This window comes from Tissierella creatinophila DSM 6911, from assembly GCF_001940565.1.
In the GTDB taxonomy this organism is placed as follows: domain Bacteria; phylum Bacillota; class Clostridia; order Tissierellales; family Tissierellaceae; genus Tissierella_A; species Tissierella_A creatinophila.
Window position 1 is genome coordinate 34,365 of record NZ_LTDM01000065.1, and the last position, 23,959, is coordinate 58,323.

The following is a 23,959-nucleotide window of genomic DNA, read 5'->3' on the forward strand; positions in this document are numbered from 1 at the left end:
GGTGTTCTTTTTATTTCATCAAAAGGAGGATTTTTAAATGAAAGAAATATGGAACTGGATTCAAGTTGTGATAACAGCAATCGGTGGATTCTTCGGATGGTTTTTAGGAGGAGCAGACGGATTTTTATATGTGCTACTGGTTTTTGTAGTCATCGACTATCTAACAGGTGTCTTATGTGCAATCGCTGATAGGTCTTTATCAAGCGAAGTGGGATTTATCGGAATCAGCCGTAAAGTGCTGATTTTTGTTTTAGTGGGTGTGGCTAATATTTTAGATGTCTATGTGATTGGTGATGGGAGCGTACTAAGAACAGCGATTGTTTTCTTCTACTTATCGAATGAGGGGATCTCACTGTTAGAAAACTCAGCTCATCTTGGACTACCTATCCCAGAAAAACTAAAAGATGTATTAAAACAGCTTCATAACAAGAGCGACGAGGAGGAATAATCATGAAAACTAAAGGAATCGATATCAGCACGTGGCAAAAACCAAGTCAGATAAACTATGACCAACTTGCAAAAGAGGTTGATTTTGTCATTCTACGTGCAGGATACACCGGTCACGGTACAGGAGTGAGTTTACACAAAGATGATGCCTTTGAAAAACACTACAAAGCCTTTCACGAGAGAGGTATTCCTATCGGTGTTTACTGGTACAGCTGTGCGAATACTAATGCCAAAGGCGTAGCAGAAGCGAAGAAATGCCTTGAAATTATCAAAGGCAAGACCATCTCTTATCCCGTTTTTATTGATACAGAGGATAATTATCACCAGCGACCAAGTGGTAAGAAAGCCATTACCGATGCTTTAGTAGGCTTTTGTGAAACCATAGAAAATGCTGGCTATTATGCCGGTATCTATGCGTCTAGTTCTTGGTTTCAAGATTTAACAGAACTGGATCGTCTAGCACCTTATGATTTCTGGGTCGCTCAGTGGTCTAATAAAGAACCGACACTTCGTCATGGTATCTGGCAGTACTCAAGCAAAGGTAAACTAAGTGGTTACTCAGGCAACTTGGATATGAACTATGCCTATAAGGATTACAAAACGATTATCCAAAGTGCAGGGCTAAATCATCTTGCCAAAGAAGAAAGCACATCTGCTCCTACAGAAAAGAAATCGGTTGAGACGCTGGCCAAGGAAGTCATTCAAGGGTTGTGGGGTAATGGCGAAGAACGAAAGAAACGTTTAACGGATGCAGGCTATGATTATGTGGCAGTGCAATCAAAGGTCAATGAAATGCTATCTAGTAAAAAGTCTATTGATGCCATCGCAAAGGAAGTCATTCGTGGCGATTGGGGTAACGGACAAGATCGAAAAAACAAACTTACAAATGCCGGTTATGACTATATTTCGGTACAAAAAAGGGTCAATGAACTCTTGAAATAAGACCTAATAAGATTGCCTATCAAGGAGTATTTCTCTTTGGTAGGCATTCTTTTTTTCTAAACCGTCAGATTCTATCATCTCCCGTGGCTACTAGGTAGAGGGCAACAAATAAATCGCCCTTTGGAAAGAGGTGATGGATATGAAACATAATCTAAAAATTAGTGTTTCTAAGAAACCACAGACAGGCGGACTTGTTACCTACCGTAATGTGTCCGTAAGGGAACGAATTCTTCGCTTTCTTTTAGGGAGCAACCAGCGTGTAACGATTGTGATCCCTGGAGATAGCATCGAGGAACTCTCTATCTGTGAAATGACGAAAGGAGGAACTGACCTTGAGCAAAATAAAATTACTGCTTGAAGTGGTCAATGATATGCGAAGTCTTGCTGACAGCATACAGGCAGTTTGCGATGCGATGACAGAAGGAGATCCTGCTCCAAGTGCAAAAGCTGCCACTGAACAAGAACCAGTAAAAGAGCCGGATATCCCACTGGAAAAAGTGCGTATGGTACTTGCTGAAAAGAGCCAGATTGGGTTTACTGCCGAAGTGCGGGAACTCATTCAGAAGTATGGTGCAGACAAGTTAAGTGCTGTTGATAAGTCTTATTACGCTGACATTTTGAAAGATGCGGAGGAGCTTGGAAATGGGTAATCATGCAATATTATCTGCATCCTCATCCCACAGGTGGCTTAACTGCCTACCCTCTGCAAGACTTGAACTGGAGTTTGAAGACCAAAGTGGTGAGGCAGCAAAAGAAGGCACAGCGGCTCATGACCTGTGTGAACACAAACTAAAAAAGGCACTTCATATGAGAAGTCAGCGACCTATCTCTGAGTATAGCTCTGATGAGATGGAGGAATGTACAGATGCTTACGTGGACTTTGTTATGGAGCAGGTGGAACTTGCAAGAAAGTCTTGCACAGATCCTATCGTTCTTATTGAACAACGTCTTGACTTCTCTTGTTATGTTCCAGATGGTTTTGGGACAGGAGACTGTGTAATCATTTCAGATGACAGACTTCACATCGTAGACTTTAAATATGGACAGGGTGTGCTAGTTGATGCAGTGGACAATCCACAGATGAAACTGTATGCCCTAGGAGCACTTGGAATCTATGATCACCTGTACGACATTAAAAAAGTGTCCATGACGATCTTTCAGCCTAGAAGAGAGAATGTCAGCACCTGGACAATACCGGTGGAAGAACTAAAAGACTGGGCTGAAGAGGAACTAAAGCCCAGAGCTGACAAAGCCTTCAACGGTGAGGGTGAATACATCCCCGGTCCATGGTGTACCTTCTGTAAAGCGGCAAACAAATGTAGGGCTAGAGCCGAAGAAAAACTAAAACTTGCTGAGAAAGAATTCAAGATACCACCTCTTCTGACGGATGCTGAAATAGAAGAAATCTTACTTGTTCTTCCCGACCTTACCAAATGGGCAAATGAAATAACTGCCTATGCCACTGATGCAGCAGTCAATCACGGTAAAGAGTGGAATGGTTTTAAAGTTGTGGAAGGTCGCTCGGTTCGCAAGTACAAAGATGAAGGAGCCATTGCAGAAAAAGCCGTGGCAGGTGGATATAAGGACATTTACAGAAAGAGCCTTATTCCGCTGACAGAGATGCAAAAACTGATGGGTAAAGCCAAGTTTGAGGAACTCCTTGGTGATCTCATTTTCAAACCACCGGGCAAGCCGACTCTTGTTCCAAACTCAGATAAAAGACCGGCTATGAACGTAGTAAATGCTAAAAACGAATTTAACGAAATTATGGAGGATTAAATATTATGGCAAATATGCAAAACAAAACAAAAGTTATCACAGGTGTAAACTCAAGATTTTCTTACTTCCACGGATGGGAGCCTGTATCTATTAATGGTGGTGCAGAAAAGTACAGCGTATCCGTCCTTATTCCAAAGGATGACAAGGAAACCATTAATGCTATCCATGCAGCAGTTGATGCTGCCATTGAGGAAGGTATCGCAATGTTTGGTGGTAAGAAACCAAATAAAGCAGCCATTAAACTACCGCTGCGTGATGGTGATGTAGAGCGTGATGATGAGGCTTATAAAGGCCATTACTTCATCAATGCGAATAGCAAGACAGCGCCACAGATTGTAGACAAAAGTGTTAAGCCGATACTGGATCGTAGCGAGGTATACAGCGGTTGTTATGGTAGGGTTTCTCTTAACTTCTATGCTTTCAACTCAAATGGTAATAAAGGTGTAGCTTGTGGTCTTGGTAACATTCAAAAAATTAGAGACGGAGAACCTCTAGGCGGTAAGACTTCTGCAGTAGATGATTTTACGACTCTTGTCGATGATGACTTCCTTGCCTAAAAGGAATAGAAAACTTGATGGTGGTGGAGGTCTTACCTCTGCCACCTTTTTTCATTTAGGAAAGGTGGTAGCTATGAAGAACTTAGAAATTGATATCGAAACCTATTCTTCTACCAATCTACAAAAAAGTGGTGTTTATCGTTACGTAGAAGCAGATGATTTTGAGGTGATGCTGTTTGGTTATGCGGTTGACGGTGATGAAGTTAAGGTCATCGATTTGATGAATGGAGAAAAGATTCCAAAAGAAATCCTAGATGCCTTAACCGATGAAACCATTACGAAGTGGGCATTTAATGCTCAGTTTGAGCGAGTATGCCTTTCACGTTATTTGGGCTATCCCACTGGGACTTATCTAAATCCTTCCTCGTGGAAATGTTCCATGGTTTGGTCTGCCTATATGGGACTTCCTCTTTCTTTAGAAGGTGTAGGTGCAGTGCTAGGACTTGAGAAGCAAAAGCTGACGGAGGGTAAAGACCTGATACGATACTTTTGTGTTCCATGTACTCCGACTAAAACAAATGGTGGTAGGACCCGTAACCTACCCACTGATGAAATCGATAAGTGGCAAAAGTTCAAAGCATATAACAAGCGTGATGTGGAGGCAGAAATCCAGATACAACAAAGATTGATCAAGTTTCCAGTGCCAGAGGACATCTGGGATGAGCATCATCTCGACCAAGAAATTAACGATCGAGGCATAAAGGTTGATATGGATTTTGTTAAGCAGGCCATCGCTATGGATGACATCTCTCATGAAAAACTACTAACCGCCATGCAGCAGATAACACATCTCGAAAACCCAAACTCCGTACAACAGATGAAAGGCTGGCTTTCAGATAACGGTCTAGAGATGGAGACACTCGGGAAAAAGGCTGTCGCTGAGAAACTTGAGGAAACAGATGGTGAACTAAATGAAGTTCTTTCACTTCGTCAGCAACTGGCAAAATCCTCGGTAAAGAAATATACAGCAATGGAAAATGCGGTTTGTAGTGATTCTCGCGCCAGAGGAATGTTTCAGTTTTATGGAGCTAACAGAACAGGACGCTTTGCCGGAAGGCTTGTGCAGTTACAAAATCTCCCTCAGAACCATATGCCAGATTTAAAAGAGGCGCGAACTATTGTCAGAAATGGTGATGTTGAAACACTAGAACTGCTCTATGAAGATATACCCGATACACTCTCACAACTAATTCGTACAGCCTTTGTACCAAAAGAAGGTCATAAGTTTATTGTGGCTGACTTTTCAGCCATTGAGGCTCGTGTGCTTTCATGGCTTGCAGGTGAGACATGGCGAACGGATGTATTTGCTAGTGGTGGTGATATCTACTGTGCATCTGCCTCACAGATGTTTGGTGTTTCCGTTGAAAAGCATGGTGTGAACGGTCACTTGAGACAGAAGGGTAAAATTGCTGAATTGGCACTTGGCTATGGTGGTTCTGTTGGTGCATTAAAAGCCATGGGCGCATTAGAGATGGGGCTTGAAGAGGAAGAATTAAAACCGCTTGTGAATGCCTGGAGAATGTCTAATCCCAACATCACACAGTTCTGGTGGGATGTAGATCGGGCGGCTAAACAATGCGTAAAGGAAAATAAATCACAAGAAACCCATGGCATCGAGTTTCATTGTCTTAGTGGCATGCTTTTTATCATTCTTCCCTCAGGTAGACGGCTTGCCTATGTAAAACCTCGAATCGGTGAGAATCAGTTTGGTGGTGAGTCTGTTACCTATGAAGGAGTAGGTGGAACAAAGAAATGGGAGCGTCTTGAAAGTTACGGTCCTAAGTTTGTAGAGAATATTGTTCAAGCTATATCCCGTGATATTTTGATGTATTCAATGAAGATGCTTAGTACTTATCGTATTGTGGCTCATGTCCATGATGAAGTCATTATTGAAGCCAATACTCAAATATCTGTTACTGAAGTATGTAAACAAATGAGTCAAGTGCCACCTTGGGCAAAAGGGCTGCTCCTTGATGCTGATGGCTATGAATGTGAATTTTATCAAAAAGATTAATGAAATCATCAGATTTCACCTCCTGCCATGGCTACTAGGTAGGAGGTGTTTTTCTATGAACATTTATGAAGTAAAAGATGGTTGTCCGTTAAAGGGTAAGACCGAGCAGATGACAGAGGAAGAATTACAAAAGGAATATGATTTTCACATAGCGGAGAGCATTGTCGCAAACCTATATAAAGAAGGCAAAATCACAGCGGATGAATTACACAAAATATCAGCCTTGAATAAGCAGAAATTCTCTCCTCGTTTAGCCGAGATTATGTCCTAAAAAGCTTGCTATTAATAGCTTTTAGAGTGATATATGTAATAGCAGAAAGGGAGGTGAGATGATGAAAAAGATAACGAAAATAGATGAACTGCCCAAATCACAGCCATCAAAAAGCAAACTTCGAGTTGCCGCTTATGCAAGGGTTTCAACGGATAGTGATGACCAGCTGGTAAGCCTTAAAGCTCAGCGGGTACACTATGAAAACTATATTAAATCCAATCCAGAATGGGAATTTGCCGGGCTTTATTATGACGAAGGCATATCAGGCACCAAGAAGGAAAAACGACCTGAACTTCTCCGGATGATTCGTGATTGTGAAAGTAATAGGATTGATTTTATTATCACCAAATCCATAAGCCGGTTTGCGCGTAATACCATGGATTGTTTAGAACTGGTAAGACAGCTCTTAAACATAGGTGTCACCATTTGTTTTGAAAAGGAAAATCTAAACACAGGTGATATGGAAGGTGAGTTAATGCTTTCTATTTTATCTGGGTTTGCGGCAGAAGAGTCAGCATCCATTTCACAGAACATGACATGGTCAATCAGTAAAAAATTTCAAAATGGCAGTTTCATTATTGGCAGTCCACCTTATGGTTATGCCAATGTGAATGGTGAGATGGTCATCGTTCCAGAAGAAGCAGAAGTTGTTAAGCGCATTTTTTCAGAGTGCCTTTCTGGTAAAGGTGGAAGTGTGATCGCAAAGGGCCTTAACAGGGACAAGATTCCTGCAAGAAGAGGTAATCATTGGAGCACAGGAACAGTGATTGATATGCTCCGAAATGAAAAATACAAAGGGGATGCGCTTTTCCAAAAGACTTACACGGATAACAACTACAATCGGCGACCTAATAAAGGTGAGAAAGACCAATTTTACTGCAAGAATCATCATGAGCCTATCGTCAGCAAAGAAGTGTTTTCTAAGGCACAAAAGCTGATAACACAAAGAGCAAAGATTAAGGCTGTTAACAAAAAGGCTTATCAGAATAGATATGTATTAAGCGGCAAAATCATCTGTGGAGAGTGTGGGTCCAAGTTTAGGAGAAAAAGAAACTACTCTGCTGGCAGAAGTTATATCGCCTGGAGCTGCATAGGGCATATTGAAGACAAAAACAGCTGCTCCATGCTATTTATTCGGGATGGAGAGATAAAGGCAACCTTTGCCACCATGATGAATAAGCTTGCCTACAGCAGAAAGGTCATCCTGGGGCCACTTTATGATTCCATAAGCAAAACCCAAGAAGAGTGCGATCTTGAAAGAATTGACGCCATCGATAAGCGCATGGAACAACTAACAGAAGAGCGTAATACCCTTATTGGCCTTATGACAAAAGGGTTTCTTGAACCGGCACTTTTTAGCAAGGAACGAAATGTTCTGGATAGCGAAATAAAAAATCTAACCACTGAGAAGACGAACCTGGTCATGTCATTTACAAGTGGAACATCACAGGCTGATGAGGTAAAGGCGATTCTTGAGCATGTTTCAAAAGATAAGTTTGATGGCAATTATACGGACGAGGCATTTGAAAAGTATGTAGAAAACATCATTGTAAATTCAAGGGATGAACTGATATTTGAACTAAAATGTGGACTTTCCCTTAAAGAAAGGGTGGTGAGGTAAATGGCCTATGTACCATACGGATATACAATTACGGACGGAGTTGTTACCGTTGATGAAAGGGCTGCGGATCAAGTAAGGGATTTCTTTGAAAAGTACATTTCAGGACTTTCTCTAGCTGTGGCCGGTGAGCAGGCTGGTATTCAGAAGACACATTCATCCATGGGACTTATTTTGAAAAACGTCAACTATCTTGGAAATGACGTATACCCCGCAATCATTGATAAAGAGACGTTTGATAAGGCTGAAGAAGTTAGAAGTAAACGTGCGAAGGATCTAGGGAGGATTGCAGTGCTTGCAGCTTTCAGTGCTCCCCCACCTATAGAAAGATTTAAAATGAGAAAATCAGAAGGTAAGCTTCCAGATGATCCAGTAGCGCGAGCGGAGTACCTGTATAGTCTGATAGAAAGCGAGGTTTAAATTGGCAGAGAAAAACATAACTGTAATTCCAGCACGAAAAAGGGTCGGAAGTACAGCCGCAAAAGAAAAAGTAAAGAAACTGCGTGTTGCTGCTTATTGCCGTGTTTCTACAGAAACTGAAGAGCAGAACTCAAGCTATGAGGTGCAGGTAGCTCATTACACCGAGTTTATAAAGAAAAATGCTGAATGGGAGTTCGCAGGCATATTTGCAGATGACGGTATTTCAGGCACTAACACGAAAAAACGAGAAGAGTTCAATCGCATGATTGACGAGTGCATGGAGGGGAATATCGATCTGGTGATTACAAAGTCAATCAGTCGATTTGCTCGAAATACTCTGGATTGCCTAAAGTATATTAGGCAGCTCAAGGACAAAAATATTTCAGTATTTTTCGAGAAAGAGAACATCAATACAATGGATACCAAGGGGGAGGTTCTTCTGACCATAATGGCATCCCTCGCACAGCAAGAAAGCCAATCGCTTAGCCAAAACGTGAAGCTTGGACTTCAATACCGATATCAGCAAGGGAAAGTACAGGTCAACCATAATCGCTTTATGGGGTACACGAAAGATGAAGAAGGCAACCTAATCATAGTTCCTGAAGAGGCACACATCATTAAACGCATTTACAGAGAATACCTTGAGGGGAAAAGCTTAGCAGGTATTGGGAGGGATCTTGAGAAGGAAGGTATTTTAACAGCTGCAGGAAAACCAAAGTGGCGACCAGAAACTATAAAAAAGATTCTGATGAATGAAAAATATATCGGGGATGCCCTTCTACAGAAGACCTTTACGGTGGATTTCCTTACAAAAAAGAGGGTCAAGAATGAAGGCCATGTCCCACAGTATTATGTTGAAAATAGCCATGAGGCGATCATACCAAAGGAACTCTTTCTTCAGGCTCAGGAAGAACTTCATCGCCGGAATAATATTTATACAGGGGCAGATAAAAGCAAAAGACTCTATAGTAGTAAATATTCTTTAAGTACCATAACCTTCTGCGGGCAATGTGGAGACATTTACAGACGGGTTTATTGGAATATTCACGGGAGGAAAGAGTTTGTTTGGCGGTGCGTCACTAGAATCGATCAAGGACCCAAAGTCTGTAAGAACCGGACGGTAAAAGAAGGAGATTTATATGATGCGGTTATGACTGCCATTAATAGACTTCTTGCCGGGGGTGATAACATGATAAGAACCTTGGAAGAAAACATCCACGCAGTAATTGGTGATACCACAGAATATAAGATTTCAGAGATTAACAACCTACTTGAGGAAAAGCAGAAAGAAGTAATCAGTCTCGCCAACAAAGGAAAGGATTACGAATTCTTAGCTGATGAGATTGATAAGCTCCGTGAAGAGCGACAGAGATTCCTTGTGCAAGATGCATCCTTAAGTGGAGAGAATGAGAGGATAGGCGAGCTGATAGAATTTATCCGCAACAATAAATACCGTACCCAAAGATATGATGGTGCACTTGTAAGAAAGTTAATACAGAATGTTACTGTTTACGATGACCACTTTGTAATATGCTTTAAATCTGGCATTGAAGTTGAAGTATGAAAAAAGGAACTTAGATGGCCCATGACTCAGGAGTAGAGTTGTGGGCTTTTCTCTTGTTTATAAAAAACACTTGAATAAATGCTCATATAACTATTGACACATGAGAAAAAAGATCATATAATAAATACATAACGTATGAATACCTGTTCAAGTTTTCAGATGAAATAGTTTAAAAAGAGGTGATAATATGACTGAAAAATTTAATTCAATTGAAAGATGTGACTGCAATGTAATTCATGAGGATATTGTAAATCAAGTTAGAGATAAAATGCCTCAAGAAGAAATCCTTTATGATCTAGCAGAATTATTTAAAGTATTTGGAGATTCAACACGAATCAGGATATTATGGGCTTTACATGAAGCTGAAATGTGTGTTTGTGATATCGCTGTATTACTTAACATGACACAATCAGCAATTTCCCATCAGCTGAGAGTTTTAAAGCAAGCTAATTTAGTGAAAAACAGAAAAGAAGGCAAAGTAGTATATTATTCCTTAGTTGATGATCATGTAAGAGAAATATTTGATCAAGGTCTAATTCATATCAACGAAAAGTAGAAATACGGTAGAATAGAATGTTTTTTGAAAATTAGTATTCATATTAGATGGGCAATTCTTCAAGTAAATTTAAAAAGACTTGTAGTATGCAAAACAAAATTATAAATAATATTTAGGAGGAATTAAAATGAAAAAGAGATTTAAACTTGAAGGTTTAGAGTGTGCAAATTGTGCAGCAAAAATGGAGAGGGCTATTAATGAGCTTGATGGTGTGAAGGAAGCCACTGTAAACTTTATGACACAAAAACTTGTTATTGAAGGTGAAGATGAAAAAATGCCTACAATTATAGAAGAAGCAGAAAAAGTCGTTAAAGATATTGAGTCACATGTTATCATGAAAAAGGCTTAAAGGAGTTGAGGTAGCATGAAAAAACGTTTATGGAGAATAATTATTGCTGCATTAGTATTTATTGTAGCACTGCTAATTAATAATATTGAATGGTTGCAGATTGCTATGTTTGTAATCAGTTATATTATTGCAGGTGGAGATATTGTAAAAAGAGCTGTTACAAATATTCTTAGAGGTAAAGTTTTTGATGAGAATTTTTTAATGAGCGTCGCCACAATTGGAGCATTTTTAATCGGTGAGTATCCAGAAGGTATTGCAGTTATGCTATTTTATCAAGTTGGAGAGCTATTCCAAAGTTACGCAGTTGATAAGTCAAGAAGGTCAATCGCAGATGCTATGGACATACGACCAGATTATGCAAATGTTAAAAGGGGCGATGAAGTTATAAAAATTGACCCTGATGAAGTACAAATTGGTGATATTATTGTAATTAAACCAGGGGAGAGAGTTCCGCTTGATGGTAAGGTAATTGAGGGAAATTCAATGGTTGATACATCAGCACTTACAGGTGAGTCTGTTCCACGTGAGGTAGAAGTGGGACATGAAATTTTAAGTGGATGCATTAATATTAATGGAGTTATTACTGCAGAAGTTACTAAAGAATATGGAGAATCTACTGTAAGTAAGATTCTTGATTTAGTTGAAAATGCAAGTAGTAAAAAGTCCCAATCAGAACAATTCATTACGAAATTTGCAAGATACTATACTCCAATTGTTGTAATTCTTGCAGTTTTCATTGCTATTATTCCACCTCTTGTTATAGAGGGAGCAACCTTTAGCGACTGGATATATAGAGCATTAGCATTCTTAGTAGTTTCTTGCCCATGCGCTCTTGTAGTCTCTATTCCTTTAAGTTTCTTCGGTGGAATAGGTGGAGCATCTAGAAAGGGTATTTTAGTCAAAGGTAGTAATTATTTAGAGGCATTAGCAGAAACTGAAATTATTGTTTTTGATAAAACTGGAACATTAACGAAAGGTGTATTTAATGTACAGGAGGTTCATCCAAAAGGAGTTTCTAGAGAAGAGTTATTAGAGTTAACTGCATACGCAGAAAGTTACTCAAACCATCCAATTTCCAGTTCTTTAAAACAAGCCTATGGTAAGGAAATTGACAATGGACGTATTTCAGATGTAGAAGAGATATCAGGGCATGGAGTTATTGCAACAGTGGATGGAAAAAAGGTTATGGCAGGCAATATTAAACTCATGAAAAAGAAGAACATTGCATACTTCGATGGAGAGTTGATTGGAACTGTCGTACATGTTGCAGTTGATAACCAATATGCTGGTTACATTGTTATTGCTGATGAAGTAAAGCCAGATTCAGCACAGGCAATAATGGAACTTAAGGCAGCAAATATTAAACAAACTGTTATGTTGACAGGTGATAATAAAAATGTTGGTTCAAAAGTTGCAAAAGAACTTGGTCTTGATAAAGTTTACGCAGAACTATTGCCAGCAGACAAAGTTGAGAAACTAGAAGAATTATTTTTGCAAAAATCTAAAAAGGGTAAACTTGCTTTCGTTGGTGACGGAATCAATGATGCACCTGTATTAGCCCGTGCAGATATCGGAATAGCAATGGGTGGTTTAGGTTCTGACGCTGCCATTGAAGCTGCTGATATTGTAATTATGACCGATGAACCATCAAAAATAGCTACCGCAATTAAAATTTCTAAAAAAACACTAAAAATTGCATCTCAAAACACAGTATTTGCTATTGGAATAAAAATAATTGTTCTTATTTTAAGTGCTTTTGGAATAACTACTATGTGGGCAGCTATATTTGCAGATGTAGGTGTAACTATCATTGCAGTATTAAATGCTTTTAGAGCCTTGAATGTTAAAAATCTGTAGTATTACGAAAATATAGTTTTTTTATCGCCGATTGGGAGTTGAATTCATCTTAATCGGCGAATTTTGATAGCAGGCAGTGTGCATCTTCTTTTAATGCGAAGCAAAGACGAGGAGGATATATAATGAACAATGTTAATGAATGTTGCCATGAGTGCAATACACAGAAAATAGATCAAACTAAGGATAATTGCCCGGTATGCAATAAAGGAGGAATTTCTGTTAGTAAAGTGACCGTTGAGCACTTAGTAACAGACGATTATCACAAGTCAGTCGAAGGAGAGCAATATAAGATTTGCATGAATGAGTACTGTAATGTAGTCTACTATAGTGTTGATAACGAAAAGAAATTCTTAAAAGACCAGGTTAGGGTACCTATCTGGTTTAAGAAAGATGCAAATCCAAAGTACGCATGCTATTGTAGCAAAGTTACAGAGGATCAGGTTATTGATGCAGTATTAAAACATGGAGCGAAAAGTGTAAAAGAAGTGAATGCCATAACTGGTGCTATGAAAAATTCCAACTGCAAGGAAAAAAACCCTCTAGGGACTTGTTGCCATAAAATTATTCAGGAGGCAATCGATAAAGGCTTAAAAATGGAATAATTTCAACTGAATGTTAAAAATCTATAGTATAAGGAGAAAATTATGCAAACACTTATTTCAGCGTTACTTGTATTCATTTCTACATCGATTGACTATTTAGTTGTTTTAATAATTCTTTTTGCCAACCAAGGAACCCGAGGGATAAAATCTATTTATATCGGGCAATATTTAGGGACTGGTATATTAGTCGGGGTAAGCCTCATTGCTGCCTATTTCCTCAATTATATTCCTCAGGATTTGATGATTGGGTTTCTAGGTTTGATTCCTTTGGGTTTGGGGATTCGTTCGATATTTGTTGATGAGGATGTGGATGAAGATTCCATTGGAAATCAAATTAAAAACAATCAATCCCAAATTTTTGCTATTACAGGTCTGACTTTAGCTATGGGAGGAGATAATCTTGGGATTTATATTCCATATTTTACAGGAATGAATGTTGGTCAGATTGTTATAGTTCTTGCAGTCTTTATTATTGGCATATTCCTTCTATGCCAGTTAGCTAAAAGATTTGCTACTATCCCAATGATTGGTGGAATTATCGAACGCTATGGGCGTATTATTGTGCCCGTTATCTTTATCGGGTTAGGAATTTATATTCTTGTCGAAAATGGCACAATTAACTACCTGATTTCTTTTTATAATTGACTATATTCTTGATAAGTTCTTATAGTTAGTGTAAGTTTGAAAACCGAGATGCGCCACATTTCTTTTCGGTGAATTAGGTTTTTACAATAAACTCACACGAAAGTCTATAGTTGATTTGTTCCCACATACGTACACCCTTAGTCGATATGTTCCCTCGGAGAGAATTTCAGTCTAAAAAATACAGGCTGCTAATTCTTGACAGCTATCCCCTCCTCTCAAAACATGTGGAGACGATTTGTTTGCTGGAGGAGAAACCTTGATTCTATGAAAGTGCGAGTTTGAGGATAGTTTAGGCTGGGGTTCAGATAATGAAAATTTTGAGCGAGTAAGATGGATGTCGGGGTAAATTGGAAGTTAAGGAGATATGTCAATGGAAAAGCGCTATTTCGATTTAAACATTGAACAAGTTTTAGAAAATTGGGAAGTTTATCATGCTGTACGAGAGATTGTCGCTAATGCTTTAGATGAAACAATATTAACTAATTCATTACCTGTTGATATTTTTAAAGACAAAAAAGGACTCTGGCATATTAGAGATTTTGGTCGTGGCTTAAATTATCAACATTTTTCTCAGAATGAAAGTGAAGAAAAGAATAATGCTGAAGGCATAATTGGGAAATTTGGTGTAGGATTAAAAGATGCCTTAGCAGTTTTCTATCGACATAATATTGACCTCAAGATTAAATCTAAGCATGGTGTTTTTTCTACTGAAATGCATAAAAAGGGTGGTTTTAATGACATTGAAACGCTACATATTTCTGTTTCTGAAACTGATGATTACGATTTTTCAGGTACTGAATTTATCTTGTCAATTTCTGATGATGATATGTCAAAAGCAAAGAAACTTTTTTTAGCTTTTAATCCTGAAAATCCAATTGAGAGAACAGAATTTGGTGAGATATTTAGAAAAGATGGAAATATTTCCATAATATACGTTAATGGTATTCAAGTTGCAGAAGAAGAGAATTATATGTTTAACTATAATATAACAAGACTTTCTGCTGCTATGAAAAAAGCTCTCAACAGAGAACGTAGCAATGTCGGAAGAACTGCATATGCAGATATTGTGAAAAAGTTACTCTTGAAAAGTAATAGTGAAATTGTTATACAACAGTTGGTTAACGAACTGAAAAATTTGAATACAGGTGGATGCTATGATGAAATTAACTATGTCGATATTCAAGTTCATGCAATGAAAACATACAATGCTCAAAAACCAGTTGTATATCTCTCTCAAATGGAAGCCTATGAATTGTCAAATGATGATAAGGAGAAAATCAAAGAATCAGGACGAGAGTTGGTTATCGTTCCTCAGAATGCTTTCGATAAAATCAAAGATTCTACTGATATTAACGGTAATGCAATGGGAACATTCGATTTAGTACGTGAAGAGTATAACGATAATTTTGAGTATATTTGGGTATCACCAAAGGAACTATCTTCAAAAAGGAAGATTGTTTGGGAAAAACATCATATTGTTATGGATTGGTTGAGAGATAAAAAATGGAGATACAGAATAAAAATTTCTAAAACGATAAATGAATATATAAGTGGTGATACAAACGGGGTTTATGATCCAGATGAGAATGCCATTATCATCAAAGAAAGCGTTCTTGATAAAGAAAATGTTTTTTACGATGTTTTAATTCACGAGTATATACATGCAACTACAAGATATCCTGATAATAATCGTAACTTTGAAAATGAATTAGGAAAAATTATAGGTGAAATGGGAGTTGAATTATTTAACAATCAAGTTAGGTTGGATGAAATCAAGACGAAAGAAACATCTTTATTCGGGAAGTTAACCGGTGTTTTCAGTAAAAAAAAGTAGTCCAGTGTTTGGTCTTCAATTCATAGAAAGAAGAGTCAGTATAGCGGTTTTAAGGAAAAACTTAGCCAAAAATCTATTGTAAAAGCATTACTATGTTCAAGCGGAACTATCATTGATTATAGTTGAATTCTCTATTTGGAAAATATAATTGTCACACTATACTAGTGCAAACTTTCATTAAAAACAAGTAAATTGCAATAATTCCCAAAATACAACATGACACCAAGGAGCTACCAAGTTCAATTGACATCATTGTCACCTCAAGGCATGTGGAGTGTGTTGTGTTGATAGAGAAGGAATAGATTGGAATTGCTAGTTTTTAAGAAGGTTTTAATAAAAATATAGTGTATTTTTGTTCCCTTAGACTATAAGTTTAAGGGGATTTTTCTTTAAAAACTATTGTGTATATAAAAGCAAGATTGCAAGGATGGGGGATATTGGTTTTAATTAAGAATCCTCTCCTAGATAAGTAGTAGAATAGGCTGACTAATGCTTTATACCTAATTGTTATGTTGACAATAATCCTGTTAAGTGTTATACTTTAGTCATTGAACGACGTACAATAATTAAATGATGTTAAATGAAAACAAGGAGTGAAACAATGACTACAGAAAAAAGAAGAGAACGAGAAGTAGAGGAAATGAAGGAGCTTATCCTTTCAGCAGCAAGTGACATCATAGCTTCCGAGGGATTTGATAAACTGTCGATTAGAAAAATTGCTAAAAAAATTGAATATTCCCCTTCTATAATTTATCATTATTTCGATGATAAGGAAGAAATATTGAATGTTGTAATACAAAGAGGCTATAAAAAAATAGTATCAGCAGTATCTTCTATGAAAATAGAGGGTAGCGTACCTGAAGAAAAATTAGTACAAATGACCCAAAATTATATAAAAGTAGCATTAAGTATGCCAGAAGAATTTATGGCAGCCCAGTTAAATCAATCAAAAGTGGCATTAAAACATACTTCTTCATTATTTAAAGGTGCCTCAAAAGAAAAACCAGCTTTGTCTGCATTATACCAATGCTTAAAAGAAATGTATAAGGATAAAGATGTAGATGAAAATACAATTGAATTAACTGCTCAAATGATTGTAGTATCAACCTTAGGTCTTATTTTCAAAATCATAATAGAAAAAGACATTAGCGATGAACAAAGAGATAATTTGATTAGTTTTTATTCAAATGAAATAGTATTAAGAATGGCTAATGGAAATAGATTAAATTAGGAGGGGGAGGGAATTGAGGGGAATATTAAAAATAATAATCACAATATCATGTGTATTTATACTGGTTTTTGCAAGTGGAATATTTTATCTATCTCGAGGACTTAGTGAAGGAATGAATATTGGAATAAACGGAATAAATATATCTGATCTAAATGATGGGATATATAGTGGGAAATATAATGCTGGAAGATGGTCAAATCAGCTCAATGTTACAGTAAGGGACCATAAAATAATAAAAATTAATATAGAAGATGATGTTACATTTGCAAAGTCTAGTGTAAGTGATGAATTATTTAATAAAGTTATTGAAGCGCAAAATACTAAAACAGATGTAATATCACAAGCCACAGTGACATCTAAAGCTTATCTTAAGTCAATAGAAGATGCATTAAATAATTAAAAAGGGGCAAATAAATATTTTAAGTAAATATAAGATGGGGAGTGAAAATATATGAATAATATAGCTATAGTATATAAGTCTAAATATGGTAGCACTAAAAGATATGCTCAGTGGATAGCTGAAGAAGCTAAAGCAGATTTTTTTGGATGCTCAGAAATAGAAACTAAGAAACTAATGGAATATGATACTATTATTTATGGTGGCGGATTATATGCAAGTGGGATTGCTGGAATTTCTACCATAACTAAAAACTTTGAGATTATAAAAGATAAAAAAATAATAGTTTTTACTGTAGGGCTGGCTTCAACTGATAAAGAGGAAGTTTTTCTTCCCATTATAGAAAAACACTTTTCAAAAGAGATGCGTGATAATATAAAGTTTTTTCATTTACGAGGTGGAATTGATTACAAGAAGTTAGGAATAATTCATAAATCCATGATGGCAATGATGAAAATTGTAATTTCTAAGAAGAGTTCTGATGAATTATCTGATGATGATAGAGAACTTTTAGCTACATACGGAAAAAAAGTAGATTTTACTGATAAAAATATGATAAAACCATTATTATCATTTTTAGAAAGTTAAGGATATTAATAAACCTTAATTACTAACCTATATAATTACAAAACTTTCAGTATACTAGAATCAAAAATTATAAATAACCAAAGTGTGTATTGGTAGATATTGTAATGAAAAAGCTATTAATCATACTTAGGTTCACAGATATACCCTTCCACCAAGGGGGTAGTATCAGACTATGATATCATTATTATACTCTCAAGGCACGTTGAGACAGTTGTATCTCTTTCCCACAAAAATGCAGATAGTCATATCCACATAAACATTGAGTTTGGTGAGGGTGATGGAAAAATCCCAGTGGATAAGATAGCTCAGAAAGTCGAATTAATATAACCTTTTAGATTAAATCATATAGATAGGAGTTTTTAATAAAATATTACAATGCTAGGGGCTAAGTTTAATGAAGTAAAATAATTCTTAAACTTAGTCTCCTTTTGGTATAATAATGGAAATATCTTGGTGAAACATGTATAATAAAAGAAAAACGTGTAAGGAGCATGAATATGAACTCTGAAATTCTTATGTATAAGACCGAAGATGGTTTGACTAAAATAGAAACAACTTTTGAGAATGATACGGTTTGGCTTTCCATTGATCAAATGGCAGAGTTATTTCAGCGTGATAAATCTACCATCTCTAGGCATATAAAAAATATATTTAACGAAGGTGAATTAATAAGAAATACAGTTGTTGCAAATTTTGCAACAACTGCAGCTGATGGTAAAACATATCAAGTTGATTATTATAACTTGGATGTCATTATTTCTGTGGGTTATCGTGTAAAATCCTTGCGAGGTACACAGTTTAGAATTTGGGCCAGTACTATTTTAAAAGAATATATGAAAAAAGGATTTGCCATGAATGATGACCTTTTGAAGAATAATGGTGGAGGTCTTTACTTTGAGGAATTGTTGGAGCGTATTCGTGATATTCGTTCATCAGAAAAAGTATTTTGGAGGAAAGTGCTTGATATCTATGCAACAAGCATTGATTATGATCCAAGAATAGAATCTTCAATGCTATTTTTTAAAACTGTGCAAAACAAAATGCACTGGGCAGCGCATGGACAAACCGCTGCAGAAAAAATTTATTACTCAGTCAATGCCGATAAACCTTACATGGGTATCCTAAGTTTCAAAGGAGAACAGCCCAAACAAGCTGATGCGTTAGTAGCCAAAAATTATTGTACAGAAGATGAATTATCTGCATTAAATAGCGTTGTCTCTGCTTATCTTGAGTTTGCTGAAATGCAGACTCGTAGAAGAATACCTATGTATATGTCAGATTGGATTGAAACATTAGATGGATTTCTCAAATTGTCCAAGCATGAAATTCTAACCCATGCCGGTAAGATCAGTGCTAAGACAGCTGAACTTAAGGCAAAAGAAGAGTATAAGAAATATAAGGCCTTGCATTTAGGAGATATATCTAAAGCAGAGAAAGATTATATTAAAGCATTAGAAGAAATGGAAATGAAATTGTTAGGTGAGGGAGACCAAAAATAAATTTGTATTATTGCTATAATAAGAATGTCGATCGTAAGCGATCAATAAAAGATGCATTGTATAATAATAGGGATATCTGTATGATATCCCTATAGTAGTGTTTATTCAGATTTGCATGTTTTTTGAATTAATTCATCCCAAGGCATCATTAGATCCAAGACTTTGGGGTTTGTTTTAATATTGGATCCTGGTAATCTTGATAAGAGGAATTCTAAATATTTATAGGGGTTTAATCCATTGGCTTTTGCTGTTTCAACTAGTGAGTATACACATGCACTCGCATTTGCCCCTTGGGGGCTACCACAGAAAGTCCAGTTTTTTCTCCCTATTGTAAATGGTCTTATACTATTTTCAGCTATATTATTAGAGATAACACAGTTTCCATCTTCTAAATATGTTTGTAATTTTTCTGTATGATTTAGAGCATATTGGAGGGCCTTCCCAATACTAGATTTAGGAAGTACCTTTTCATTTGTAATCTCTGCCCATGACCAAAAGGCCTCTAGAACTGGTTTCTCTTTTTCTAGGCGCTGTTTCTTTCTATCTTCTGGGGATAGGTCTTTAAATTTTCTTTCCCAGTCAAATAACTGGTTACAATATGCTATTCCGGTTGCTGGTAAAGTCGCTTCTGGACTTTCCATGTCTTTTGGAAGGGCATCCGTAAAGTATCTTCTAACATGTGCCCAACATAAGGAGTGGCGGATATCTTTTACTTTACCATAACCTGAAAATCCGTCTGTGTGGAGGTATCCATTGAATTCCTTTAAGAATTCTTTGGCATTATCTCCTGATCTACCAGGTGCATATTTAAATATTCTTATTCCATGTTTAGCATTAATTGAAGTAGAGTATACCCACATATATGATTTTGTGGTATTTTTCTTACCTTCTTCATTTAATACTTGGACTGGGGTTTCATCAGCATACAAGTATTTATCCTTAAGTAGTTCTTCACGGAGCTTTTCTACTACTGGATACAACCATTCTTCTGATGTTTTTATGATCCAATTAGATAAGGTGGAACGGCTTAGGGGAAATCCCATCTGCTTCCAATCCTTTTCTTGGCGGTAGAGTGGCACTGACTGTACAAATTTTTGATACATTGTCCATGCCACACTTGAAGCTGTTGCATAAGAATGCTGAAGCACAGGCTCTGGTGTATATGGATTAAATATCCCAGGTTTACCTTCTTTTTTACATGCTCGACATTCATATGTTTCTTGGTATATATTAACTACAGATATTTCTGCTGGTATGTATTTAATTTCAGATCTTATGAATTTATTTCCCATAACTGAAAGTCTATTTCCATCTATTGGACATACCTGCTGGCTAGCTTCTAATTTGAATATCTGATCTTGGCTAGGTAAGTTTTTAAATAGATCTTTTCTATTGTATCCTTTTCTCGTTTTTTTAATTGGTTCTTCAAATGGAACTGGTTCAAGTACAGATAAGTCCATTTCCTTTTCGGCTTCATTAAATAGACCTAAGCCTATGTCACTAATTATTAGCTGACCATCTATGGCAGAGGTTTTTTCTGTTTTTCTTCCATAGAGTTTTTTAATGAGATATTCCATATTCTCATTAACCTTTTTCAACTCTTCTCTAAGGCCTTCTATGGTTTTGTTTTGGGATTCAATTGTATTTTGAAGTGTCTTTATTAAAGATTTTTCATCCATTAGAATCGCCCTTCCTTGTTTGTTTTCTTAAGGATATTATATCATTTCCTCAATTGAAAAACAAGAAGAAATTGCTTGAAACTATGTATTTTTACGAGTTTCAAGCAACTATATTACCAGTTTATTATTTACTTTTTTAATTATTTTTTTCTGATCAATTGTTAGTCCTTCTACTAGCCATCTATATTGTTGTGGACTAATTTCTCTAACATCTTCTGTGCTTCTTGGCCACTGGAAAACACCATTTTCAAGTCGCTTGTATAAAAGAAGAAAACCATCTCCTTCCCATAGTATAGCTTTCATTCTGTCTCTTTTTCCTCCACAAAAAAGGAATAATGCATTTTCAAATGGATCTAGTTTAAAATTTTGAGATACAATTGCAGAAAGACCATCTATAGATTTTCTCATATCAGTCTTACCACAGGCAATATATATTCGTATATCATCAGGAAGACTTATTCTCATAGCATACCCATTAGGTTAAGTACCACTCCTAATGTATTTGGGTCTGCTCCATTTAAAATTTCAATTTCATTTCCATTTGAACGAAGGATAGCACAAGTGCCTTGGTCGTTTGATTTAAGTTCAGCCACACTTGGTTTGACTTCTACAAATTGAGCTTGTCCTGTAACAGCTAATGTTCCAGCTTTAATTAATGTTTCCTCCCTAATTACTCTCTGCCAATAGTAGAATTTGCCATGTGCAATATTATTTTCTCTACACCATTCCCTAATTGATAGATCACTTTTACTTTGGTCCTTAATTATATTCTTCCACTGGGCTTTAAGGATTTCATGTCTTGATGCTTTCATAGTAGTCAAATTATCATCTCCCCACTGTTTTAATGTTGCCAAAGCTTGTTTGTTAACATTAAAAGTATTTTGTAGGGATATTATCTCATATTGCATGATGCTTTTAAATCCATGAGATTATTGAACGCTTACTGTCGATCAATAAATGACAAAATGGAGACTAAAATGAGAAAGAAAAAAGCATTTGTGTTTGATACAAATTTTATAATCCAAAATAAAGACATGGATAAGGTTGTTTTGAGTCTTGAAGATAGCCGATTATATCTGAAAATGCTATAAGAAAATTGACAGCTATATATTTTCACAAGATTTAAAAAAATGAAATGAATATGGAGGGAAAATATGAAATTTGTTAAAGTAATATATTTTGATGAAAGTTCTGTTGCAGATTACATGCAGATAATTTTAGGTGGAGAGTTCAAAAAAACAACAGAATTTATTACAAGTATAAACTCCGATATGAATGCAAGTGCAGATGTTGATGGGGGTATTGGAACTAATGGGAAAAATGCCCCAAAATTGTTTAGTTTTTTGAGCGGTATTACATTTAATGCAAGCGCAAATGGAAGTGTAGATGTTAATCGAAAGAAAGAAAAAATAGCAAGGAATATTCTTGAAAACACTTTACTTGCCGACTTTTTAGATTTGATTGATAAGGACCAACGAAAAAAAGAAAAAAATAGGATGTGCACGTCTATAAAGTCTTTTGAAAAATTAATCATGTATCCCGAACCAAATTCGTTTTCGTTTCTAATGTTAGCAGCGCCATTTTTCACAATGCTTGATGGTGATGTTCCTATTCCAAGCAATGATGAAAATGAATTCAAAATGGATATTTCCAAGATAGAGGAGGCCATTGCTAGAGGCCGGGGCTATTATGAATTTGTCTCACATCCTAACCAAATTGAGACGATTTTTCGTTTTAATAGTTCTGCATTTAGAAATAATTATACTATGTCTGATTTGCCGAAAATGCAACTTTCACTTTATGCAATCTATGTTGGAAAAACAGATAAAAGCAAATTGGATTTATCTAGAGAATTTGAATTTGGAACTAGGAATAAAGATCGGGTAAGTTATATAGAAGATACCCAGTCACAAGATATAATTGAGGTTGATGTTTATGATGTTGTTTTAGCGGGGATTGCAGGATAATTATGAAAAAAATACACATTCATTTTGGATCAGATACCAAGTTTAACAAACTAATTAGTTCGGCAGATCATTATTTTACTATTGGTGATGTCTTAGATCATATCAATAAAACAAAAATTGTTTTGGATGGAATAACATCAACAGACGAGTTACCTATGCAAATTGATAATTTAGTTATCCAAACGGATGATTATGGTGGAATAAAAGAATGGGCAATACTTAGTTTTTCAAATAATGTCTTAGAACATTCGCGAGTAAAAATTAACACAGTCTGGCTCAACAATCCACCAACAAAGTTCTATGAAGATATAAAAAAAACATATTCTGCATTAATTGAAGAACATACTGATAAACATAAAGAGTTGACATTAGAGATTTTGAAAAATATATCAATGAACTATAACAATACAATTATTGGACAACCAAATGTTGTCAGGCAATTTTTATCATCGGTGTATTCGCTCACAAGTCCAAATAGAAAAAGGCCAGTAACCTTACTTTTTCTTGGTGAATCTGGGGTTGGAAAAACGGAAACAGCAAAATTTATTGATTCTCATTTTGAAAGAGAGATGTTGAGAATACAATTCTCAATGCAGCAAACGGGGGAAGCGTATAAATATATATTTGGCGCAGAGCATGGAGAGGATAGTCTGGCAAGAGAATTAATTCGTAGGGAGTCTAATGTAATATTACTTGATGAATTTGATAAAGTACATAATTCATTTTATAATGCATTTTATCAGATGTTTGATGAAGGAGTTTTTGTAGATAAGAATTATACCGTTAATGTTGAACAATGTATTATTATTTGTACCACTAATTATCTAACTGAGGAAGAGGCGGAAAAACATTTAGGGACTCCGATATATTCTCGATTTTCCAAGATTATTAAATTTAATTCAATCACCATGGAAGATAAAATCAAAATTGCTAAGATTAACTACAATAGTCTTTTTGATGAATTGATGGATGAAGATCAGGTTCTTATTAAAAACAATAAAGTTTTGGCATTTTATATCGCTCAAATTCAAGAGGGTTATTATAAAAACATGAGAATGCTAAAGAATGATATTGAGGATGCGTTGAATTATGAAATTCTTAAAGCTAGAAATATAATTTAATCTATGTAGATGGGAGTTACCA

The 23,959-nt window shown here is 36.1% G+C and carries 25 protein-coding genes; 22 read left to right on the plus strand and 3 right to left on the minus strand.

Annotation, left to right across the window (positions count from 1 at the left end; translation table 11 throughout):
- Positions 1-37: 37 nt before the first annotated feature.
- From TICRE_RS12005 to TICRE_RS12105, 20 genes are all read left to right on the plus strand, one after another.
- The gene (locus TICRE_RS12005; RefSeq protein WP_075728413.1) at positions 38-448 is read left to right on the plus strand and encodes a phage holin family protein; all 411 of its coding nucleotides are present in this window, start codon (positions 38-40) and stop codon (positions 446-448) included.
- A 2-nt stretch (positions 449-450) separates the two neighbouring features.
- A complete protein-coding gene (locus tag TICRE_RS12010; RefSeq protein ID WP_075728415.1) occupies positions 451-1,389 on the plus strand; it encodes a GH25 family lysozyme in 939 nt (312 codons plus the stop codon).
- 332 nt (positions 1,390-1,721) lie between these two features.
- Positions 1,722-2,039 (plus strand): rRNA biogenesis protein rrp5, encoded by a 318-nt coding sequence (locus tag TICRE_RS12020; RefSeq protein ID WP_075728419.1) that lies wholly within the window; start codon positions 1,722-1,724, stop codon positions 2,037-2,039.
- Positions 2,032-3,168, plus strand: coding sequence for a DUF2800 domain-containing protein (locus tag TICRE_RS12025; RefSeq protein WP_075728421.1), 1,137 nt, complete (start codon positions 2,032-2,034; stop codon positions 3,166-3,168). The genes TICRE_RS12020 and TICRE_RS12025 overlap by 8 nt, the downstream gene beginning before the upstream one ends.
- A 5-nt stretch (positions 3,169-3,173) precedes the next feature.
- Positions 3,174-3,725, plus strand: a complete 552-nt coding sequence (locus TICRE_RS12030) for a DUF2815 family protein (RefSeq protein ID WP_075728423.1) — start codon at positions 3,174-3,176, stop codon at positions 3,723-3,725.
- Positions 3,726-3,798: 73 nt separating this feature from the next.
- On the plus strand, positions 3,799-5,739 hold the full coding sequence (locus TICRE_RS12035; protein ID WP_075728548.1) for a DNA polymerase: 1,941 nt from the start codon (positions 3,799-3,801) through the stop codon (positions 5,737-5,739).
- 55 nt (positions 5,740-5,794) lie between these two features.
- Positions 5,795-6,010: an SHOCT domain-containing protein gene (locus tag TICRE_RS12040; RefSeq protein WP_075728425.1), complete on the plus strand. Its 216-nt coding sequence runs from the start codon at positions 5,795-5,797 to the stop codon at positions 6,008-6,010.
- Between the two features lie 61 nt (positions 6,011-6,071).
- Positions 6,072-7,631 (plus strand): recombinase family protein, encoded by a 1,560-nt coding sequence (locus TICRE_RS12045; RefSeq protein WP_075728427.1) that lies wholly within the window; start codon positions 6,072-6,074, stop codon positions 7,629-7,631.
- Positions 7,632-8,048: a recombinase gene (locus TICRE_RS12050; protein WP_075728429.1), complete on the plus strand. Its 417-nt coding sequence runs from the start codon at positions 7,632-7,634 to the stop codon at positions 8,046-8,048.
- Between the two features lies 1 nt (position 8,049).
- Positions 8,050-9,612 carry a recombinase family protein gene (locus TICRE_RS12055; RefSeq protein WP_075728431.1) on the plus strand — a complete coding sequence of 521 codons (1,563 nt, stop codon included), beginning with the start codon at positions 8,050-8,052 and terminating at the stop codon, positions 9,610-9,612.
- A 187-nt stretch (positions 9,613-9,799) separates the two neighbouring features.
- Positions 9,800-10,168: an ArsR/SmtB family transcription factor gene (locus TICRE_RS12060; RefSeq protein ID WP_003762650.1), complete on the plus strand. Its 369-nt coding sequence runs from the start codon at positions 9,800-9,802 to the stop codon at positions 10,166-10,168.
- Between the two features lie 127 nt (positions 10,169-10,295).
- Positions 10,296-10,517 carry a cation transporter gene (locus tag TICRE_RS12065; RefSeq protein WP_003762648.1) on the plus strand — a complete coding sequence of 74 codons (222 nt, stop codon included), beginning with the start codon at positions 10,296-10,298 and terminating at the stop codon, positions 10,515-10,517.
- Between the two features lie 15 nt (positions 10,518-10,532).
- The gene (locus tag TICRE_RS12070) at positions 10,533-12,374 is read left to right on the plus strand and encodes a heavy metal translocating P-type ATPase (protein WP_047389426.1); all 1,842 of its coding nucleotides are present in this window, start codon (positions 10,533-10,535) and stop codon (positions 12,372-12,374) included.
- Between the two features lie 122 nt (positions 12,375-12,496).
- Complete coding sequence (locus tag TICRE_RS12075) at positions 12,497-12,976, plus strand: Csac_0668 family 2Fe-2S cluster-binding (seleno)protein (protein ID WP_075728433.1); 480 nt, start codon at positions 12,497-12,499, stop codon at positions 12,974-12,976.
- A 42-nt stretch (positions 12,977-13,018) separates the two neighbouring features.
- Positions 13,019-13,621: a CadD family cadmium resistance transporter gene (locus tag TICRE_RS12080; RefSeq protein ID WP_075728435.1), complete on the plus strand. Its 603-nt coding sequence runs from the start codon at positions 13,019-13,021 to the stop codon at positions 13,619-13,621.
- Between the two features lie 370 nt (positions 13,622-13,991).
- The gene (locus TICRE_RS12085) at positions 13,992-15,455 is read left to right on the plus strand and encodes an ATP-binding protein (RefSeq protein ID WP_084191959.1); all 1,464 of its coding nucleotides are present in this window, start codon (positions 13,992-13,994) and stop codon (positions 15,453-15,455) included.
- A 601-nt stretch (positions 15,456-16,056) separates the two neighbouring features.
- Positions 16,057-16,686 carry a TetR/AcrR family transcriptional regulator gene (locus TICRE_RS12090; RefSeq protein ID WP_075728439.1) on the plus strand — a complete coding sequence of 210 codons (630 nt, stop codon included), beginning with the start codon at positions 16,057-16,059 and terminating at the stop codon, positions 16,684-16,686.
- Between the two features lie 13 nt (positions 16,687-16,699).
- The gene (locus TICRE_RS12095) at positions 16,700-17,086 is read left to right on the plus strand and encodes an FMN-binding protein (protein WP_084191960.1); all 387 of its coding nucleotides are present in this window, start codon (positions 16,700-16,702) and stop codon (positions 17,084-17,086) included.
- Between the two features lie 51 nt (positions 17,087-17,137).
- Complete coding sequence (locus TICRE_RS12100; RefSeq protein ID WP_075728442.1) at positions 17,138-17,671, plus strand: flavodoxin domain-containing protein; 534 nt, start codon at positions 17,138-17,140, stop codon at positions 17,669-17,671.
- A 497-nt stretch (positions 17,672-18,168) separates the two neighbouring features.
- On the plus strand, positions 18,169-19,170 hold the full coding sequence (locus TICRE_RS12105) for a virulence RhuM family protein (protein WP_233120211.1): 1,002 nt from the start codon (positions 18,169-18,171) through the stop codon (positions 19,168-19,170).
- 101 nt (positions 19,171-19,271) lie between these two features.
- Here TICRE_RS12105 and tnpC read toward each other — a convergent pair whose 3' ends face one another.
- The 3 genes from tnpC to tnpA all read right to left on the minus strand — a co-directional run bounded on the left by tnpC (position 19,272) and on the right by tnpA (position 21,757).
- Positions 19,272-20,849 (minus strand): IS66 family transposase, encoded by a 1,578-nt coding sequence (gene tnpC / locus TICRE_RS12110; protein ID WP_075728446.1) that lies wholly within the window; start codon positions 20,847-20,849, stop codon positions 19,272-19,274.
- 108 nt (positions 20,850-20,957) lie between these two features.
- Complete coding sequence (gene tnpB, locus TICRE_RS12115; RefSeq protein WP_075728448.1) at positions 20,958-21,314, minus strand: IS66 family insertion sequence element accessory protein TnpB; 357 nt, start codon at positions 21,312-21,314, stop codon at positions 20,958-20,960.
- Positions 21,311-21,757, minus strand: coding sequence for an IS66 family insertion sequence element accessory protein TnpA (tnpA, locus tag TICRE_RS12120; RefSeq protein WP_075728450.1), 447 nt, complete (start codon positions 21,755-21,757; stop codon positions 21,311-21,313). Before tnpA ends, tnpB begins: the two co-directional genes overlap by 4 nt.
- Positions 21,758-22,003: 246 nt before the next feature.
- Here tnpA and TICRE_RS12125 point away from each other — a divergent pair, with 246 nt between their 5' ends.
- A complete protein-coding gene (locus tag TICRE_RS12125) occupies positions 22,004-22,816 on the plus strand; it encodes a DUF6414 family protein (RefSeq protein ID WP_075728452.1) in 813 nt (270 codons plus the stop codon).
- A 2-nt stretch (positions 22,817-22,818) separates the two neighbouring features.
- Entirely contained in the window at positions 22,819-23,937 is a 1,119-nt protein-coding gene (locus TICRE_RS12130) for an AAA family ATPase (protein ID WP_075728454.1), read from the plus strand.
- Positions 23,938-23,959 lie beyond the last annotated feature (22 nt).

Excerpts from the sequence above, each read along its gene's own strand:
- TICRE_RS12005 (WP_075728413.1), top strand. The coding sequence starts at position 38 with ATGAAAGAAATATGGAACTGGATTCAAGTTGTGATAACAGCAATCGGT.
- TICRE_RS12010 (WP_075728415.1), top strand. The coding sequence starts at position 451 with ATGAAAACTAAAGGAATCGATATCAGCACGTGGCAAAAACCAAGTCAG.
- TICRE_RS12025 (WP_075728421.1), top strand. The coding sequence starts at position 2,032 with ATGGGTAATCATGCAATATTATCTGCATCCTCATCCCACAGGTGGCTT.
- TICRE_RS12030 (WP_075728423.1), top strand. The coding sequence starts at position 3,174 with ATGGCAAATATGCAAAACAAAACAAAAGTTATCACAGGTGTAAACTCA.
- TICRE_RS12035 (WP_075728548.1), top strand. The coding sequence starts at position 3,799 with ATGAAGAACTTAGAAATTGATATCGAAACCTATTCTTCTACCAATCTA.
- TICRE_RS12040 (WP_075728425.1), top strand. The coding sequence starts at position 5,795 with ATGAACATTTATGAAGTAAAAGATGGTTGTCCGTTAAAGGGTAAGACC.
- TICRE_RS12045 (WP_075728427.1), top strand. The coding sequence starts at position 6,072 with ATGAAAAAGATAACGAAAATAGATGAACTGCCCAAATCACAGCCATCA.
- TICRE_RS12050 (WP_075728429.1), top strand. The coding sequence starts at position 7,632 with ATGGCCTATGTACCATACGGATATACAATTACGGACGGAGTTGTTACC.
- TICRE_RS12060 (WP_003762650.1), top strand. The coding sequence starts at position 9,800 with ATGACTGAAAAATTTAATTCAATTGAAAGATGTGACTGCAATGTAATT.
- TICRE_RS12065 (WP_003762648.1), top strand. The coding sequence starts at position 10,296 with ATGAAAAAGAGATTTAAACTTGAAGGTTTAGAGTGTGCAAATTGTGCA.
- TICRE_RS12070 (WP_047389426.1), top strand. The coding sequence starts at position 10,533 with ATGAAAAAACGTTTATGGAGAATAATTATTGCTGCATTAGTATTTATT.
- TICRE_RS12075 (WP_075728433.1), top strand. The coding sequence starts at position 12,497 with ATGAACAATGTTAATGAATGTTGCCATGAGTGCAATACACAGAAAATA.
- TICRE_RS12080 (WP_075728435.1), top strand. The coding sequence starts at position 13,019 with ATGCAAACACTTATTTCAGCGTTACTTGTATTCATTTCTACATCGATT.
- TICRE_RS12085 (WP_084191959.1), top strand. The coding sequence starts at position 13,992 with ATGGAAAAGCGCTATTTCGATTTAAACATTGAACAAGTTTTAGAAAAT.
- TICRE_RS12090 (WP_075728439.1), top strand. The coding sequence starts at position 16,057 with ATGACTACAGAAAAAAGAAGAGAACGAGAAGTAGAGGAAATGAAGGAG.
- TICRE_RS12100 (WP_075728442.1), top strand. The coding sequence starts at position 17,138 with ATGAATAATATAGCTATAGTATATAAGTCTAAATATGGTAGCACTAAA.
- TICRE_RS12105 (WP_233120211.1), top strand. The coding sequence starts at position 18,169 with ATGAACTCTGAAATTCTTATGTATAAGACCGAAGATGGTTTGACTAAA.
- tnpC (WP_075728446.1), bottom strand. The coding sequence starts at position 20,849 with ATGGATGAAAAATCTTTAATAAAGACACTTCAAAATACAATTGAATCC.
- tnpB (WP_075728448.1), bottom strand. The coding sequence starts at position 21,314 with ATGAGAATAAGTCTTCCTGATGATATACGAATATATATTGCCTGTGGT.
- tnpA (WP_075728450.1), bottom strand. The coding sequence starts at position 21,757 with ATGCAATATGAGATAATATCCCTACAAAATACTTTTAATGTTAACAAA.
- TICRE_RS12125 (WP_075728452.1), top strand. The coding sequence starts at position 22,004 with ATGAAATTTGTTAAAGTAATATATTTTGATGAAAGTTCTGTTGCAGAT.
- TICRE_RS12130 (WP_075728454.1), top strand. The coding sequence starts at position 22,819 with ATGAAAAAAATACACATTCATTTTGGATCAGATACCAAGTTTAACAAA.